A 16,814-nucleotide genomic window follows, 5' to 3' on the forward strand; every position below is an offset into this window, starting at 1 on the left:
AACGGCAGGGGCGCCTATCATACCGGCAAACCCTTCCCGGCCATATCACGCAATCTGTAGTCGCTATAGCTACACGTTATAAGCCCCTGTGATGGGCTGTAGCTGGGCAAGCGCAGTGCCCCGCGAAGTAGGCACTGCATGCGCGGGCAGGCGCATGCACAAGCGCAGCCCACGCTTGCCGTTCTCCGCCCACAAGGTGCCGCCTTGGCGCTGAATGGCACTGCGGGCAATGCTCAGCCCCAGGCCGAACCCACCGTCCCCGGGGCGCGAGCCATCGAGCCGGGAAAAGGGTGCAAAGATCCGCTCGAGGTCCTCCTGGGCCACTCCGCTGCCTTCATCTTCCAGCCACAGGTGCCAGTACCCACCCTCACGCTGCCCGCCCAGCCTTACCAGGCCTTGGTCCGGAGAGTGGCGAATGGCATTGCGCAGCATGTTCTCCAAGGCCTGGGCCAGGTAATTGAGGTTGCCTTGCACCCAGCATTCAGCCGGTAGCTCGCAGCGCAGTCGCGTGGGCGACCAACCGCTTTCGTAACTGGCGTCCTCAACCAGCAAATCCCATAGCGCCTGCACCTGGATCGGCTCAAGGTTCATCGGCGCGCGCTCGGCGTCCTGCCAGGCAAGCTGCAAGGTGTTCTCGACCAGTTGCTGCATGCAGTCCACCTCACGACCCAGGCGCTCGCGCAGGCGCTGCAGGTCGGTTTCGCCATCACAGGCCACCCGCAGGCGGCTCAACGGTGTACGCATCTCGTGGGACAAGTCGCGCAGCAACTGTTGCTGCATGGCCACGGTACCCTGCAGCCGCTCGGCCATCTGGTCGAAGGCGCGGGCCAGTTCGCCCAGTTCGTCATGGCGGGCGATGGTGCGTGAGTCCAGGCGGGCTGAGAGCTGGTCGGCGCGCCAGGCATTGGCCTGCTCGCGCAGTTGATTGAGCGGCACGATCAGCATGCGGTACAACCCCACGCACAGCAGCAAGGTGAACAGGCCAGGGATGATGCCGTTGGTCACCACGCGCCACAGCACGCGGTATTGACCAGGGTTGAAACGTTCTGGCAGCTCGATCACCAGCATGCCCTGCTCCGGTGCACCCGGGAACGGTATGCGTACCCAGGGTTGGTCGATACTGCGCCGGCTCATGGGCCAGTCGACCCCGCGCAGGCGGGTGAGCCGTTGCATGATCTGTGGGCCAAGCGTGGCGCTGTCGAGCGGCCGCAGGTTGATGTCGAGCACCCCGATCCAGCCACGCTCACGCTGGTGCATGGCCGCCACCCAGCGGTCCAGCCCAGCTCGCCCGCCGCTGCGCCAGGCCTGCTCGGCCTCACCGGCGTAGCCGCGCAGCGCCTGGCGGGCGGGCTCACTGAGAAAGGCATTCTGGGTTTCCATATGACGGCCCCAGGTGTAGCTCAGGCCGATCATCAACAGGCAGAAGCCAATCAACAGGATGGCCAGCTTCCAGAACAGCGAATGGCGGTCGAGCATGATCTACTCCGCCTCGCCGACGCTGAGCACGTAGCCTTTGCCCCACACGGTGCGGATCTGCCGCTCCTGATAACCCATACCCTTGAGCTTGCGGCGGATCTGGCTGATGTGCATGTCCAGGCTGCGGTCATGCCGCGAGTAACCACGCTGCAGCACCTGCTGATACAGGAAAGGCTTGCTCAGCACCTCGTCGACATTGCGATTGAGGATGTCGAACAGCCGATACTCACTGGGGGTCAGCCCAGCCGGGCGCCCTTGCAGGCTCACATCGCACAGCACCTCGTCGAACACCAGTTCGCCGGAGGCGGCCTCCTGCAAAGGCAGGTGGCGACGCTCAAGGGCGACGCGGCGCAGGATCGCTTCGATGCGTACACGCAGTTCGGCCATGCTGAAGGGCTTGGGCAGGTAGTCGTCAGCCCCGCGCTGAAAGCCGCTGATGCGATCGGCCTCGGCCCCCAGCGCCGACATCAGGATCACTGGCGTTGCGCTGCGCCGGCGCAACTGGGCCAGCGCATCCAGGCCATTGAGCCCTGGCAGCAGGATGTCCATCAGCACCACGTCGAAGGCTTGCCGGCCGGCGGTTTCCAAACCCTCCAGGCCATTACGGCACCAGGTGACCTGGAAGCCGCCACGCTCCAGCTCTTCGTGCAGGTAGGCCCCCAGGATCGGGTCATCCTCGATGGCGAGGATGTTCGATGTATGAATAGCTACGGGATTCATTGGCAACTGCCATCCATTCTCAGTTGCGCAATTATTGGGCATGCACTCAGTCTAGGCAACCGCCTGGCGACCAATACCTCGACACACCCGTGAAAACACCGACAAAGGGTGCATTAGTGCGGCAGGCGGAGTAACTTTCCGCTTTGGTCCGTCGCCTCGCCGACGGCGTCCAGGCACATCACAGGAGGCGAGTGTGCTCGATCGTTTGGGAATCAGAAGCCGGGTTTTGCTGCTGGCGCTCTTGCCTGCCAGCCTGATGGCACTGGTACTGGGCAGCTATTTCACCTGGCTGCAGCAAAACCAGTTGCGCACCCAGTTGCTGCAGCGCGGCAAGATGATCGCCGAGCAGCTGGCGCCGCTGGCCGCCCCCGCACTGGCCCGGCAGACACCCGCGCAACTGGAACGGATCGCCGCCCAGACCCTGGAGCAGGCCGACGTTCGCGCAGTGGCCTTCCTTGCCCCGGACCGTGCACGCCTGGCCCATGCCGGCCCGAGCATGATCAACCAGCCGCCCAGCGGCGGTACCGGCACCCAGTTGCTTGAGCGCAGCGGCAACGACGCCACCCGCTACCTGATGCCGGTGTTCGGCCACCACCGCGACCTGGCCACCGACGCCGTGCCGGCCGAAGCCGAGCGCCTGCTGGGCTGGGTCGAGATCGAACTGTCACACGACGGCACCCTGCTGCGTGGTTACCGCAACCTGTTCACCAGCGTGCTGCTGATCTTCGCCTGCCTGGTGCTCAGCGGCCTGCTGGCGATGCGCATGAGCCGCACCATCAACGACCCGATCGCACGCATCAAGCATGCGGTCAACCAATTGAAGGACGGCCACCTCGAGGAACGCCTGCCGACCATGGGCAGCCATGAGCTGGACGAACTGGCCCGCGGCATCAACCGCATGGCCGAAACCCTGCACAGCGCCCACGAAGAGCTGCAGCACAGCATCGATCAGGCGACCGAGGACGTGCGCCAGAACCTGGAAACCATCGAAATCCAGAACATCGAGCTGGACATGGCGCGCAAGGAGGCGCTGGAAGCCAGCCGCATCAAGTCGGAGTTCCTGGCCAACATGAGCCATGAAATCCGCACACCGCTCAACGGCATTCTGGGCTTTACTCACCTGCTGCAGAAAAGCGAGCTGACCCCGCGCCAGCTGGATTACCTGAGCACCATTGAAAAGTCCGCTGACAACCTGCTGGGCATCATCAACGAGATCCTCGACTTCTCGAAGATCGAGGCCGGCAAGCTGGTCCTCGACAGCATCCCGTTCAACCTGCGTGACCTGGTGCAGGACACCCTTACCATCCTTGCCCCCGCCGCCCATGCCAAACAGCTCGAACTGCTCAGCCTGATCTACCGCGATACCCCGTCCTCGCTGGTCGGCGACCCACTGCGGCTCAAGCAGATCCTCACCAACCTGGTGAGCAACGCCATCAAGTTCACCCGCGAAGGCACCATCGTCGTGCGCGCCATGCTCGAGGACGAACACGAAGACAGCGCGCAACTGCGCATCAGTGTGCAGGACACCGGCATCGGCCTGTCTCCGCAGGATGTGCGCACGCTGTTCCAGGCCTTCAGCCAGGCCGACAACTCGCTGGCGCGGCAGCCCGGAGGTACCGGTCTTGGCTTGGTGATCTCCAAGCGCCTGATCGAGCAAATGGGGGGGCGAGATTGGCGTCGACAGTACACCGGGCGAAGGCTCGCAGTTCTGGATCAGCCTGAACCTGCCCAAGGCCCACGACGACGTCGAAGAGCAGCCCTTGCAACCGCTGCTGGGCCGCCGCGCCGCCATCGTCGACGGCCATGAGCTGGCACGCCAGGCCCTGGAACATCAACTGGAAGACTGTGGCCTGAGCGTCAGCCTTTTCGGCTCCTACGAGCAACTGCTGCACGGGGTGCAGGCTGGCTTCCAGGCCGGGCTGCCGTTCGAATTTGCAGTGCTCGGCGCCAACCTGGGCAACCTCTCGCCCGAACAGCTTGGCCAGTACCATCAGGAGCTGGAACGCTATCACTGTCAGTGTGTGGTGCTATGCCCAACCACCGAGCAGGCGCTGTACCACCCTTACCTGCCCAATGGCCACGGCCAACTGCTGTCCAAACCGACCTGCACGCGCAAGCTGCGCCGCCTGTTGCTGGAGCTGTTGCAACCGCGCCGCCCACTGGGTGAGCCGGCCCCGGGTAACAGCGGCCAGCGCCGGCCGAAAATTCTTTGTGTCGACGACAATGCTGCCAACCTGTTGCTGGTGCAGACACTGCTCGAAGACCTGGGCGCCGAAGTGCTGGCGGTGGACAACGGCTATGCCGCCGTGCAAGCCGTGCAGAACGAACCCTTCGACCTGGTACTGATGGACGTGCAGATGCCAGGCATGGACGGCCGGGCCTGCACGGAACAGATCCGCCTGTGGGAGAACACCCAGAGCGGCAGCCCGCTGCCGATCGTTGCCCTGACTGCCCACGCCATGGCCAACGAAAAACGTGCCCTGCTGCACAGCGGCATGGATGATTATCTGACCAAACCGATCAGCGAACGCCAACTGGCCCAGGTCGTGATGAAGTGGACCGGCCTGAGCCTGGGTGCCGCCCCGCTGGAGCGCCAGGAACAACAACTGGCCGAAGGCTCTGAGCTGGCGATCCTCGACCCGGAGGAAGGTTTGCGCCTGGCGGCCGGCAAGCCGGACCTGGCCGCAGACATGCTGGCGATGCTGCTGGCTTCGCTGGACAGTGACCGCGAGGCGATCCGTGCCGCGCGCGAGGCGCAGGACCGCACAGGACTGATCGAGCAAGTGCATCGGCTCAACGGTGCCTCGCGCTACTGCGGTGTGCCACAGCTGCGCGCGGCGTGCCAACGCAGCGAGACGTTGCTCAAGCAGGACCACCCCCAGGCGCAACAAGCGCTGGATGAACTGGACGGAGCGATCTGCCGGCTGGCGGCGCAGGCGCGTCTGAGCGCCTGAGCTCACCGCCTTCATTGCCGGTTTGCCGGCAATGAAGGCGGTGCAGATCAACATCCCTCTCCAGCCAGGTGGCTACAATCGCCCAACCCCCGCCAAGGAGCCCGACCATGCGCGCCCTGTTGTTCAGCAGCCAGCACTATGACCAGGAAAGCTTCACCCAGGCCAGCCGCGACCAGGCCCTGGACCTGCATTTTCAGCCCGCCCGCCTGACCCTCGACACCGCCGCCCTGGCCCACGGCTTCGAGGTGGTCTGCGCCTTCATCAATGACGAACTCGACGCCCAGGTACTGCAATGCCTGGCCAACGGCGGCACGCGCCTGATCGCCCTGCGTTCGGCGGGCTACAACCATGTCGACCTGGCTGCCGCCAAACAGCTGGGCCTGGCGGTGGTGCGTGTACCAGCCTATTCGCCGCATGCCGTAGCCGAACATGCCGTGGCGCTTATCCTGGCACTCAATCGACGCCTGCACCGGGCTTACAACCGCACCCGCGAGGGCGACTTTACCTTGCATGGCCTGACCGGTTTCGACCTGCATGGCAAGACTGTCGGCGTGGTCGGCACCGGCCAGATCGGCGAGGCCTTTGCCCGGATCATGGCGGGCTTCGGCTGCCAGTTGCTGGCTTACGACCCCTATCCCAACCCGCAGTTGCTGGCATTGGGCGCACGCTACCTGGAGCTGCCCGAGCTGCTGCGCGAGGCACGGATCATCAGCCTGCACTGCCCGTTGACCGAACACACCAAGCACCTGATCAACGCGCAAAGCCTGGCCCTGTTGCAGCCCGGTGCCATGTTGATCAACACCGGCCGCGGTGCGCTGGTCGACACCCCGGCGCTGATCGATGCCCTCAAGAGCGGCCAACTCGGTTACCTGGGCCTGGACGTATACGAGGAAGAAGCTCAACTGTTCTTCGAGGACCGCTCCGACCTGCCGCTGCAGGATGATGTACTGGCGCGGCTGCTGACCTTCCCGAATGTGATCGTCACTGCACACCAGGCCTTTCTGACCCACGAAGCACTGGCTGCGATTGCCACGACCACACTGGACAACATCAGCCGCTGGGCGGCAGGCAATCCGCAGAATCTGGTCACAGGTTGATGCTAGGATACGCGGCATTTCTGGAGGACCCATGGTCGAGCACGATTTCCGCTACACCCTTTTCAATCCGCAACACACCCTGATCGAGTGCCGCGCCCTGGTGCCGGGGCGCTACCAAGTGACCGGCAACGGCGGCTCGATGCACAAAGGCGATACCTTGCTGGTAACCCTCAAGGGCAGCAAGGACCTGGCCATGCGCCTGAGCGTCGAAAGCGTGCGCCACCTGATCAACCCGCGCGGCCAGTGGGTCGCTGTGGCCAGCGGCCCGGTGTTCAACGAGCTGGAAATCCTCAACTGGCAGGCCGAATGCGACAGCTGCGACGCGGTGCTGGACTTCGAGTTCGCAGTCGATGCCAAGCTGGGCAAGAAGGCCCGCCAACCTGCGGCCAGTGCGCGCATCGCTGAACTGGGCTGGGCCAGCCGCGGTGACAAGCACCTGTGCCCCCGTTGCCAGGAGCGCGCCGAGTGAAGAACGTGTTGACCGGCGTGCTGGTTGCCACCGGCCTGCTCGGCTGCGCCGCCGAACCGTCGAAGCTGCAGCAGGAGCGCAGTTATGTGCTTGAGTGGATCGGCGAACGCCCGTTGATGGACTACAGCCACCTGACCCTGACCTTGGCCAGCGATGGCCGCGCCTATGGCAATGCCGGCTGCAACCACTGGTTTGCGCCCTATACCTTGGATGGCGAGCGTTTGAGCTTCGGCAAGGTCGGCAAGACCCGCAAGCTATGTGCGCCAGCGCTGATGGAGCAGGAAAAACGCTTCTTGCAGGCGCTGGAAACCGTACAGCGCTGGGATGTATCGCCCATCGAGCAAGTGCGCTTCTGGCCGGCCGAAGGCAAGCCGCTACGCTTTTGGCCTGAGGAAGGCTAAACGCTCAACTGCAAGCTGCAAGGAAAAGCAGACCGAGCACCGTTCTGTCTTTACCTGCAGCTTGTAGGTTACCGTTTCCTGTCAAGCGCCCTTGAGGGCTTTGATCTTGGCCTGCAGCCCTTCCAGGGTCTGCTCGCCCAGCAACTGCTCGCGCACCTTGCCCTTGTCATCGATGATGTAGGTCACCGGCAGCGCCTCGCTGCGGGGCAGGTCGTAGCGTTCGGCCGGGTCCTGGGCCAGCACGGTGAAACCAATGCCCAAGGTATCGGCAGCCTGCTTAAGGTCCTGCCCCTGCAAGCCGTCGAAGTTCACGCCGACCACCCTGATACCATCGGCCGCCCACTGCTTGGCCGCTGTGTTCAATTCCGGGATTTCAGTACGGCACGGGCCGCACCACTCGGCCCAGTAGTTGAGCACCAACCAGTGCCCGTCGATCTGCTCGGCCTTAACCGTATTACCGTGTTGGTCCACGCCATAATCGGCACCGCAACCACCGAGCAACAGGCTCGCGGTGATGGCCAGTACTGCTGCCAAACGCCTTGCCATGGGTCAATCCTTCTCGAAGTTTCAAGCAAATGGGTCAGTCGCTGCGGTTAGAATAGCCGTCACAACCCGCTGGATGCGACCCGACATGACTGACCTGACGCTCTATCATAACCCGCGCTGCTCGAAATCCCGCAGCGCGCTGGAACTGCTCGAAAGCCGCGGCCTGGCGCCGACCGTCGTGCGTTACCTCGAAACCCCGCCAGACGCCAACACCCTCAACGCCCTGCTCGACAAGCTGGGCATTGCCCCGCGCCAGTTGCTACGCACCGGCGAGGACGAGTACAAGGCACTGGACCTGGCCAACCCGGCCCTGACCGATGCGCAACTGATCGATGCCATGGCGCAGCACCCCAAGCTGATCGAACGGCCAATCCTGGTGGCCGGCGACAAGGCGGTGATCGGCCGACCGCCGGAGAAGGTGCTGGAGATTCTGCCGTGAGCCAACCCTATATCCTTGTGCTGTATTACAGCCGTCACGGTTCCACCAGCGAGATGGCCCGGCACATTGCCCGCGGCATCGAACTGGCCGGTATGGAAGCGCGTCTGCGGACGGTACCGGCGATTTCCACCGAGTGCGAAGCCGTGGCCCCGGACATCCCGGCCACCGGTGCGCTGTATGCCACCCTCGATGACCTGCGCCACTGCGCTGGCCTGGTATTGGGCAGCCCGACCCGCTTCGGCAACATGGCCGCGCCGCTCAAGTACTTCCTCGACGGTACCAGCAGCCTGTGGCTGGGCGGTGAACTGGTCGGCAAGCCAGCCGCGGTGTTCACCTCCACCGCCAGCCTGCATGGCGGCCAGGAGACAACCCTGCTGTCGATGATGTTGCCGCTGATGCACCACGGCATGCTGGTGATGGGGCTGCCCTACAGCGAGTCGGCATTGCTCGAAACCCGGGGCGGCGGCACCCCTTACGGGGCCAGCCACCATGCCGGTGCGGACGGCAAGCGTGAGCTCGACCAACACGAAATCACTCTGTGTCGTGCCCTTGGCCAACGCCTGGCAACCACTGCCCTGGCCTTGGAGTCCGCGCGTGGCTAAAAAGCCCAAGGTGTTACCGTCACTGCACTGGCTGGCACCGCGCCTGCGCCTGACTCGGGCCTTGAGCCTGGCGTTCTTCTTCGGCCTGATCGCGCTGCTGGTGGTGAACAACCTGTGGTTCGCCAACCTGCATGGCGCACGGGTCCAGGTGATCCTGGCGATCGAGCTGGTACCCCTGCTGTTGCTGCTGCCGGGCATGTGGCTGGGCAGCGCCCGCGCGCACGCCTGGACATGCTTTGTGGTGAATATCTATTTCATCAAAGGGGTGCTGGCAGCGTTTGACCCGGCGCGGGCGTTTTTCGGCTGGGTTGAGGTGGTGGTGAGCCTGGGGTTGTTCGTCAGTGGGCTGTTGTTTGTGCGCTGGAAGTTCCAGCATGAGCGACGCCTGGCCGGCGAAGGGCGCTGAGTTCTTCGCGGGTAAACCCGCGAAGGCGGCCTGGGGTCAATGATTGACGGTGTGCGCCAGCATCACCGACAACTGGCACAGCGGGCGCCCGCTTTCTTCATGCCACTGGTTGAACGCCTGCTGCACCAACGCCAGGTCGCGCTGGCTGGTCGGCTGCTTGTCGATCACCTTCTGGGCAATCAACGCGGCGGCCATGTCGTCGGTAGGGATGAACGTGTCCTTGCCGACCATCCGCAGAAAGCGCGGCGCTGACAACCCACCCAGCTGGTTGCCATGCTTGGCCAGGTACTTCCACAACCCGACGATATCGGTCACAGGCCAGTCGGCGATGAATGCACCAAAACTGCCCCGCTCCTTCGCCACATCGAGGATCATCTGTGCATTGCGCGGCACGCTCTTGAGCTTGCCCAGGTGGCGGATGATGCGCTCATCCTGCATCAGCCGCTCCAGATGCTCGGCGCCCATCAGCACTACCTTTTCCGGGTCGAAACCAAAGAACACCTGCTCGAAGGCCGGCCATTTGGCGTCTACCAGGCTGTGCTTGAGCCCAGCGCGGAATACGCGCAGGGCCAAGGTGGACAGGTAGCGATCATTGCTGATGTCGCGCAACTGAGCCGACGTACGCGGCTGCGGCAGGAAGGCTTCCAGGGCCTGGGCCGAGCCGAAGCGGTTCAGGCAGTACTCATGCAGCCATTGGTAATCACGCATGGGTCAGATGTTCAGCACATCAAGAAAACGCGGCGTAGCGCTCTGGTCGATCTTCAGGCTGGTGAAGTCGAACAGGTTGCGGTCGGCCAACTGCGACGGCGCCACGTTCTGCAGGGCACGGAAGATGCTCTCGGTACGGCCTGGGTGCTTGCGCTCCCACTCCACCAGCATGTCCTTGACCACCTGACGCTGCAGGTTCTCCTGCGAACCGCAGAGGTTGCACGGGATGATCGGGAATTCCTTCATGTCCGAGTAGGCCTGGATGTCCTTCTCGCTGCAGTACGCCAGCGGGCGGATCACCACGTTGCGGCCATCGTCGGCACGCAGCTTGGGTGGCATGCCCTTGAGCGAGCCATTGAAGAACATATTGAGGAAGAAGGTTTCGACGATGTCGTCGCGGTGGTGCCCCAGGGCCATCTTGGTCGCACCGATTTCATCGGCGAAGGTGTACAGCGTGCCACGGCGCAGGCGCGAGCACAGCGAACAAGTGGTCTTGCCCTCGGGGACCAGCTCCTTGACCACCGAATAGGTGTCCTTCTCGACGATGTGGTACTCGACGCCCAGTTCCTTGAGGTAGGCCGGCAGCACATGCTCGGGGAAGCCCGGTTGCTTCTGGTCCATGTTCACCGCGACGATCTCGAACTTGATCGGTGCCACCTTCTGCAGGTGCAACAGAACGTCGAGCATGGTGTAGCTGTCCTTGCCGCCGGACAGGCAGACCATGACCTTGTCGCCATCCTCGATCATGTTGTAGTCGGTGATGGCTTCGCCGGCGAGACGACGCAGGCGTTTTTGCAGTTTGTTCTGGTTGACCGAAAGGGTGCCCATAGCGCTTGGATCCGCGAGGTGTGACAAAAGGCGGCTATTTTACGCACAAACCGCTCGCCGCTGTAGGGCTTGGCCGATATTAGGGGCCATATCCGATAAAGACTTCAAGGTAATCAGTAGCGCTGGCGACAGCGCAATTTGCTCTAAAAAGCCGGGTTTGTGCGGGGAACCGCTTCCTATACTGCGACATAAGGCCACATTGCCGCTTGTATCGGTGTCCTGGCCTCGGGCCGCTGGCGCTCCATCTGGGGGGCGTTTGGCAACGACGATAGGAGTGACCGGCATGATTCATCACGTTGTGGGGCTGTTTACCCATCCCGACCAGGAATGGCGAGAGATTCGGGGCGAAGAAGAAAGCATCAGCCACATGTACCTCACGCATACTCTGATCCTGGCGGCGATCCCTGCCATTTCCGCGTTTATCGGCACGACCCAGGTGGGCTGGGTGATCGGCGGGCGGCCGGCAGTGATGCTGACCATGGAAAGCGCGTTATGGATGAGCATCATGTCTTACCTGGCGATGCTGGCCGGGGTGGCGGTGATGGGGGCGTTCATCCACTGGATGGCCCGCACCTACGACGCCAACCCGTCCATGGCGCAATGCATAGCCTTTGCCACCTATACCGCCACGCCGCTGTTCCTTGGCGGCCTGGCGGCACTCTACCCACACCTCTGGCTTGGCATGCTGGTAGGTACGGCTGCCATTTGCTACACCGTCTACTTGCTGTATGTCGGATTACCGACGTTCATGAATATCCCTTCGGATGAAGGTTTCCTGTTCTCCAGCTCAGTGCTGGCAGTAGGCCTGGTGGTACTGGTAGCGATCATGGCTGCCACCGTGATCATCTGGGGATTGGGCGTGGGGCCCATCTATACCAATTGAGACACTGTTACCAACACTGGGGCATCAAACCAGAGGCCGCCGCAAGGCGGCTTCTGACTCTGTGCTGACCGGTGGCTCCGCAACCGGCCATTGCTTGCGGCATAATGCCCGGTCAGGAGAATTACCACGCCATGCCCGAGCTGCTCAAACAACGCGTCGAAACCTGTTACCAGCAAGCCGAAGTCTTTTTCAAACGCCCCTTCCCCCGCCCGGACGTCAGTTTCAAGTTGCGCGGTCAGAAGGCGGGCGTCGCCCACCTGCACGAGAACCTGCTGCGCTTCAACCTGCAGCTGTACCGCGAAAACCAGGAAGACTTCCTGCGCCAGACGGTGGCCCACGAGGTGGCCCACTTGGTTGCCCACCAAGTGTTCGGCGACCGAATCCAGGCCCATGGCGAGGAATGGCAGTTGATCATGCGCGGGGTCTACGAGTTGCCACCCAAGCGTTGCCACAACTATGAAGTGCAGCGACGGGTGGTGACCCGGTATATCTACCGCTGCCCGTGCCCGGAGAGTGATTTCCCGTTCACTGCACAGCGGCACAGGTTGGTGCACCAGGGGCGGCGGTATCTGTGTCGGCGGTGCCGGGAGATATTGGTGTACAGCGGCGAGACGCGGGTTGAGTGATCGGCCCCGTCGGCGGCACGCCTGGATGACGACCCGCGCCGCCCGAAACAGCGATCAAGCAGCAAGCCAGTACTGAACGATGAGCGAACTGCCAGAGTGATCCAAGCGGGCTTGCCCCGCGAACAGGCAATGCGGTGGCTGGTACCGGCTTCGCCGGCGACAGGGCCATACAGGCACAAAAAAGGCGACTCGAGGGTCGCCTTCTTCATTTATTGCATCAGCCTCAACGAGCCGGGCCTTCAGCAACGCCCAGGTCGTCAGTCGGACGGGTATCAACCAGTGGCGCACCACCGGAAGCCAGTTCCGACGCCAGCTTGTCGTTGTCCATTTCCTTGACCCACTTGGCCACCACCACGGTGGCCACGGCGTTACCGACCAGGTTGGTCAGGGCGCGGGCTTCGGACATGAAGCGGTCAATACCCAGGATCAGCGCCAGGCCGGCCACCGGCAGGTGGCCGACCGCCGAGAGCGTGGCAGCCAGGACGATGAAGCCCGAACCGGTTACACCGGCAGCACCCTTGGAGGCCACCAGCAGTACCAGCAGCAGGGTAATCTGGTGAGTGATATCCATGGTGGTGTCGGTGGCCTGGGCGATGAACACCGCAGCCATGGTCAGGTAGATCGAGGTACCGTCCAGGTTGAAGGAATAACCCGTCGGGATCACCAGGCCAACTACCGACTTCTTGGCGCCCAGGCGCTCCATCTTGGCCAGCATGCGTGGCAGGGCCGACTCCGAGGAGGAAGTGCCCAGCACGATCAGCAGCTCCTCACGGATGTAGCGGATCAGCTTGAGGACGCTGAAGCCGTGGGCACGGCAGATGCCGCCCAGCACCACCAGCACGAACAGCAGGCAGGTGATGTAGAAGCAGGCCATCAGGTAACCCAGCTGTACCAGCGAACCAACGCCGTACTGGCCAATGGTGAAGGCCATGGCACCGAAGGCACCGATCGGCGCCAGCTTCATGATCATGTTGATGATGTTGAACATCACATGGGCGAAGCGATCGATCAGGTCCAGTACCGGCTTGCCGTAGCTGCCCAGGCGGTGCAGGGCGAAGCCGAACAGCACCGAGAACATCAGCACTTGCAGGATGTCGCCGTTGGCGAAGGCGCCGACCACGGTGTTGGGGATGACATTGAGCAGGAAGCCGACAGTGGTCTGCTGCGCGCCGGCGGCGGCGTAGGCGGCCACGCTGCTGGCGTTCAGGGTGCTGACGTCGATATGCATGCCAGCGCCCGGCTTGACCACGTTGACGACCACGAGGCCAATGATCAGGGCGATGGTGGAAACGATTTCGAAGTACAGAAGCGCGTAGCCGCCGGTCTTGCCGACCGACTTCATGTTCTGCATACCGGCGATGCCGCTGACCACGGTGCAGAAGATGATGGGCGCGATGACCATCTTGATCAGTTTGACGAAACCATCACCCAACGGTTTGAGGGCGACGCCCGTTTCTGGATAGAAGTGGCCAAGCAGAATGCCGATGGTGATGGCGACCAACACCTGGACATACAGGGATTTGTACAGCGGCTGACGTGTCGTCATGGCTAATTTTCCTCAAGTGTGCCGGCTTCACCCTTCCCAGGGTGTCGGGGCACCTGAATCGCTAACCCTCCTGCACCCGGAGGGATTTGTCGTTGTGTTCGAGCTGCCTGGGCAGGCCTCTGCCAGTGAGATAGCAAGGGCAATGCCAAAATGCCCATGAAGGGTGCAAAAGCAGTAACCACTAGGGCTTGATGCCCAACGACGGGGCGATTTTGTGCAGAGGAGATGGCGGGTTTCCGCCCGGTGGCGGATTTTGAACAGGGTGCATGGCGGGAATCCGCCCGATGTGCAGGGGCCCCCGTCCTAGGGCAGGCCCGCTTCGAGAGAGGTAGCAGTGGCTCAAGGAAGCCACTACCGCCTAGCTGTCATTCAAGGTGAAAGCTGATCTTGAACGCCGCACCGCCCAATGGAGAATCATCGAGGCTCAACTCGGCGTCGTAGCTGTCGACGATATCCTTGACCACCGCAAGGCCAATCCCCTGCCCTGGGTGCTGGCGGTCGAGCCGCTCACCGCGTTCCAGAATCCGCTCACGCTGATCGGCCGGCACACCGGGCCCGTCATCTTCGACGCACAAGGTCAACGCACCGGGGGCTTCGAGCAGGCTGACACGCACTTGCCCCAGGCTCAGCCGATAGGCGTTTTCCAGCAGGTTGCCGAGCAGCTCCAGCAATGCCCCCTGCTCCATGGGTACCTGGGCCTGCTCAGGCACCTCCAGCAGCACCTCGACACGCTTTTCGCGGTAGACCTTGGCCAGGGTGCTGCACAAGCTCTCAAGCACGGGCCGCAGTTGCACGCTGTGGCGCACCAGGCCGCTCTTGCGCAGGCTGGCACGTTGCAACTGGTAGTCGATCTGCTGGCTCATGCGCTCGATCTGGCTCTGCAGCACGCGCGCCTGCTCACGCTCAGTGGCGCGCTGCTGCATGCTTTCACCCACCCCCTGCAGCACCGCCAACGGGGTCTTCAGGCTGTGCGCCAGGTCGCCCAGTGAGTCGCGGTAACGCTGGCGCTGTTCACGCTCGCTACGCAGCAGACGGTTGAGCGAGCCGGTCAATCGCAGCAATTCACGCGGGTGCTCCGCGCTCAACCCGTCCCGCGCGCCGGCCTCCACCTCATCCAGCTCGTGGCTCAGCCGCCGCAGTGAGCGTAGCCCCCAGGTCAGGCCAGCCCAGAGCAACACCAACAAGGCCAACAAGGCCGCGCCAAACCCCAGGTAGAGTTTTTCACGCAGCCCATCGAGGGTTTGCCTGTACTCACGCACCGGCTGCAGGGCAACGATGCTATAGGCAGCGCTTTGACCGCCGAGCAGCTTGATCTCGACGTCATAGACGAAGAATTCTTCACCGTCGGCCTGGTGGATACGGGCGAATTCGTTGCCGCGCCCGTCATAACGCGGCTGGTAATTGATGTTCTGGTCGGTCGTGGCCCGCGACCGCCAGACCAGCTTGCCCTCGCGGTCGAAGATATAGCCGAGCAAACCGGTATAGGGCAGGTTGTAGCGCTCGTCCGGCAACAACGCGGGCATCTGCAACTGGCCATGCTCGATACGCGCCGCGGAAATCAGTGTGGTCACATCCGAGGCCAGCCGTTGCTCGATCGATTCCTGCAGGGCCAGGCTGAAAGCCTTCTGCAATGCGGGCAGCAGCGCCAACATGAACAGCACCGCCAGCACCGCCGCCGCGAGCATCAGGCGCACCCGCAGCGAACGGATCATCGGCAGCGCTCGGTGAACAGGTAGCCAAGCCCGCGCACCGTGTCGATCGGTTTGAAGGCATGTTCGCCCTCGAGCTTGCGCCGCAGGCGACCGACCAGCACTTCGATGACGTTGGGGTCGCGCTCCTCGTCGCCGGGGTAGAGCTGCTCCATCAGGCGGTCTTTGGCCACGACCTGCTGGTGATGGCGCATGAGGTATTCGAGGATGCGGTACTCGTAGGCCGTCAGTGCCAGCGGCTGCTCATCCAGGGTCGCCTGCTTGCGGTTGAGGTCCAGTACCAGGGGGCCTGCGGCGATGGTCGACTGGGTGAAGCCGCTGGAGCGGCGCAGCAGCGCATTGAGGCGTGCTTCGAGCTCTTCGAACTGGAAGGGTTTGACCAGGTAGTCGTCGGCACCGGCGGCCAGGCCTTCGACCTTGTCCTGCCAGTTGCCGCGAGCGGTGAGGATAAGAATGGGAAAGGTCTTGCCCTGGCTGCGCAGGCGGCCGATCAGTTCCAGGCCGCTGATACCCGGCAGGCCCAGGTCGATCACAGCCAGGTCGAAGTGGAATTGCTCAGCTTGGTACAGCGCTTCCTCGGCATCGGCCACAGCTTCGATCACATGGCCGCTTTCGCCCAGGCGCGTGTAGAGGTGGTGCCTTAGCAGGGCTTCGTCCTCGACCACCAGCAGTTTCATTCGGTTCTCCTTAGTTGTGATACCTGTGCCGGCCTCCTCTGCGGCACGCCGGCGCCCACAGGGAGTGATGGGAGCGGTTTAGCCGCGAAGAGGCTGGCACAGAATACCGCGTGTCCTCAGAACTTGTAGTTCGCCGAAAGGTAAGTCTGTGCACTGCTGGTCAGGCGCAGGGTGCCATCTTTCGGCCCACCGCTTTCACCCACTTCGGTGGCAGCATTGGTGCGCAGGTAACGGTAGCCCAACTCCACCGAGGCCTTGTCGGTAATTTCCTGGATCACACCGGCCTGCAGGCCCACGGCGTAACCATAATCGGTATCGCGGCTGGCGCCCGGCGAATCCTGGGTCAGCTTGGTCATGCCCAGGCTGCCACCGCCGAACAGTTTGGTGGTATCCCCTACGGGCAGGAACAGGTCATAGCTGCCCAGCAGGTTCTCCTGGCGCAGCTTGAGGCCGCTGTGGTCGCCGGAGACGTTATCGTAGGTCATGTAGTAGCGGCCCTGGTCGTTGATCTTACCCAGGCGCACGCCCCAGGTATTGTCCTTGCCAATGATGCCGTCGGCGTTCAGGTTGTCGGTATTGCGCTGCAGCAGGCCGGACTTGCGCACCTTGTCGCTGGTCTGGCCGTAGGTGAGGCTGGCAAAGTTGTCGTCAGCGGCCTGGGCAGTGGTAATGCCAGCGGCACAGACGGCCATGGCGGCAAGCAGGGTATTGAAGGTTTTCATGGCTT

General features: G+C 63.0%; 17 protein-coding genes and 1 pseudogene. 9 read left to right on the top strand and 9 right to left on the bottom strand.

Annotated features, from left to right (window positions below):
• Positions 1-69: 69 nt before the first annotated feature.
• Positions 70-1,476, bottom strand: coding sequence for a sensor histidine kinase (locus L6D80_RS14205; protein WP_223849177.1), 1,407 nt, complete (start codon positions 1,474-1,476; stop codon positions 70-72).
• 3 nt (positions 1,477-1,479) lie between these two features.
• Positions 1,480-2,196, bottom strand: coding sequence for a response regulator transcription factor (locus L6D80_RS14210; RefSeq protein WP_054900569.1), 717 nt, complete (start codon positions 2,194-2,196; stop codon positions 1,480-1,482).
• Between the two features lie 193 nt (positions 2,197-2,389).
• Between L6D80_RS14210 and L6D80_RS14215 the strand changes: the two are divergent.
• The 4 genes and pseudogenes from L6D80_RS14215 (at position 2,390) to L6D80_RS14230 (ending at position 7,117) form a co-directional block, all read left to right on the top strand.
• Positions 2,390-5,150, top strand: a pseudogene (locus L6D80_RS14215) (response regulator).
• A gap of 107 nt (positions 5,151-5,257) precedes the next feature.
• On the top strand, positions 5,258-6,247 hold the full coding sequence (locus L6D80_RS14220; protein ID WP_176512635.1) for a 2-hydroxyacid dehydrogenase: 990 nt from the start codon (positions 5,258-5,260) through the stop codon (positions 6,245-6,247).
• Positions 6,248-6,278: 31 nt separating this feature from the next.
• The gene (locus L6D80_RS14225; protein ID WP_054900572.1) at positions 6,279-6,716 is read left to right on the top strand and encodes a hypothetical protein; all 438 of its coding nucleotides are present in this window, start codon (positions 6,279-6,281) and stop codon (positions 6,714-6,716) included.
• Complete coding sequence (locus L6D80_RS14230; protein WP_054900573.1) at positions 6,713-7,117, top strand: META domain-containing protein; 405 nt, start codon at positions 6,713-6,715, stop codon at positions 7,115-7,117. Before L6D80_RS14225 ends, L6D80_RS14230 begins: the two co-directional genes overlap by 4 nt.
• An 81-nt stretch (positions 7,118-7,198) precedes the next feature.
• Here the strand turns inward: L6D80_RS14230 and L6D80_RS14235 are convergent, their stop codons facing one another.
• The gene (locus tag L6D80_RS14235; RefSeq protein WP_054900574.1) at positions 7,199-7,663 is read right to left on the bottom strand and encodes a TlpA disulfide reductase family protein; all 465 of its coding nucleotides are present in this window, start codon (positions 7,661-7,663) and stop codon (positions 7,199-7,201) included.
• 85 nt (positions 7,664-7,748) lie between these two features.
• On the opposite strand from L6D80_RS14235, the gene arsC reads away from it, so the two are divergent.
• Genes arsC through L6D80_RS14250 form a run of 3 tightly spaced genes read left to right on the top strand, consistent with a single transcriptional unit; the run spans position 7,749 to position 9,110 of the window.
• The gene (gene arsC / locus L6D80_RS14240) at positions 7,749-8,102 is read left to right on the top strand and encodes an arsenate reductase (glutaredoxin) (RefSeq protein WP_176512636.1); all 354 of its coding nucleotides are present in this window, start codon (positions 7,749-7,751) and stop codon (positions 8,100-8,102) included.
• Positions 8,099-8,704 carry an NAD(P)H:quinone oxidoreductase gene (gene wrbA / locus L6D80_RS14245; RefSeq protein ID WP_054900576.1) on the top strand — a complete coding sequence of 202 codons (606 nt, stop codon included), beginning with the start codon at positions 8,099-8,101 and terminating at the stop codon, positions 8,702-8,704. The genes arsC and wrbA overlap by 4 nt, the downstream gene beginning before the upstream one ends.
• On the top strand, positions 8,697-9,110 hold the full coding sequence (locus tag L6D80_RS14250) for a DUF2069 domain-containing protein (RefSeq protein WP_176512637.1): 414 nt from the start codon (positions 8,697-8,699) through the stop codon (positions 9,108-9,110). The genes wrbA and L6D80_RS14250 overlap by 8 nt, the downstream gene beginning before the upstream one ends.
• 36 nt (positions 9,111-9,146) lie before the next feature.
• Here L6D80_RS14250 and L6D80_RS14255 read toward each other — a convergent pair whose 3' ends face one another.
• Entirely contained in the window at positions 9,147-9,818 is a 672-nt protein-coding gene (locus L6D80_RS14255) for a DNA-3-methyladenine glycosylase I (protein ID WP_176512638.1), read from the bottom strand.
• A 3-nt stretch (positions 9,819-9,821) separates the two neighbouring features.
• The gene (ttcA, locus tag L6D80_RS14260; protein ID WP_054900579.1) at positions 9,822-10,646 is read right to left on the bottom strand and encodes a tRNA 2-thiocytidine(32) synthetase TtcA; all 825 of its coding nucleotides are present in this window, start codon (positions 10,644-10,646) and stop codon (positions 9,822-9,824) included.
• Positions 10,647-10,929: 283 nt separating this feature from the next.
• Here ttcA and L6D80_RS14265 point away from each other — a divergent pair, with 283 nt between their 5' ends.
• Together L6D80_RS14265 and L6D80_RS14270 are read left to right on the top strand one after the other, a co-directional pair.
• On the top strand, positions 10,930-11,529 hold the full coding sequence (locus tag L6D80_RS14265; RefSeq protein WP_054900580.1) for a Yip1 family protein: 600 nt from the start codon (positions 10,930-10,932) through the stop codon (positions 11,527-11,529).
• A gap of 131 nt (positions 11,530-11,660) precedes the next feature.
• Entirely contained in the window at positions 11,661-12,155 is a 495-nt protein-coding gene (locus tag L6D80_RS14270) for a SprT family zinc-dependent metalloprotease (protein WP_054900581.1), read from the top strand.
• Positions 12,156-12,378: 223 nt separating this feature from the next.
• Here the strand turns inward: L6D80_RS14270 and L6D80_RS14275 are convergent, their stop codons facing one another.
• The 4 genes from L6D80_RS14275 to L6D80_RS14290 form a co-directional block, all read right to left on the bottom strand.
• Complete coding sequence (locus L6D80_RS14275) at positions 12,379-13,701, bottom strand: dicarboxylate/amino acid:cation symporter (protein ID WP_054900582.1); 1,323 nt, start codon at positions 13,699-13,701, stop codon at positions 12,379-12,381.
• A gap of 365 nt (positions 13,702-14,066) precedes the next feature.
• The gene (locus L6D80_RS14280) at positions 14,067-15,413 is read right to left on the bottom strand and encodes an ATP-binding protein (protein WP_176512639.1); all 1,347 of its coding nucleotides are present in this window, start codon (positions 15,411-15,413) and stop codon (positions 14,067-14,069) included.
• Complete coding sequence (locus L6D80_RS14285; RefSeq protein ID WP_054900584.1) at positions 15,410-16,087, bottom strand: response regulator; 678 nt, start codon at positions 16,085-16,087, stop codon at positions 15,410-15,412. The genes L6D80_RS14280 and L6D80_RS14285 overlap by 4 nt, the downstream gene beginning before the upstream one ends.
• Before the next feature lie 116 nt (positions 16,088-16,203).
• Positions 16,204-16,809, bottom strand: a complete 606-nt coding sequence (locus L6D80_RS14290) for an outer membrane beta-barrel protein (RefSeq protein ID WP_054900585.1) — start codon at positions 16,807-16,809, stop codon at positions 16,204-16,206.
• Positions 16,810-16,814 lie beyond the last annotated feature (5 nt).

The sequence above is a fragment of the Pseudomonas ceruminis genome (genome assembly GCF_021602025.1).
Classification (GTDB): Bacteria; Pseudomonadota; Gammaproteobacteria; order Pseudomonadales; family Pseudomonadaceae; genus Aquipseudomonas; species Aquipseudomonas ceruminis.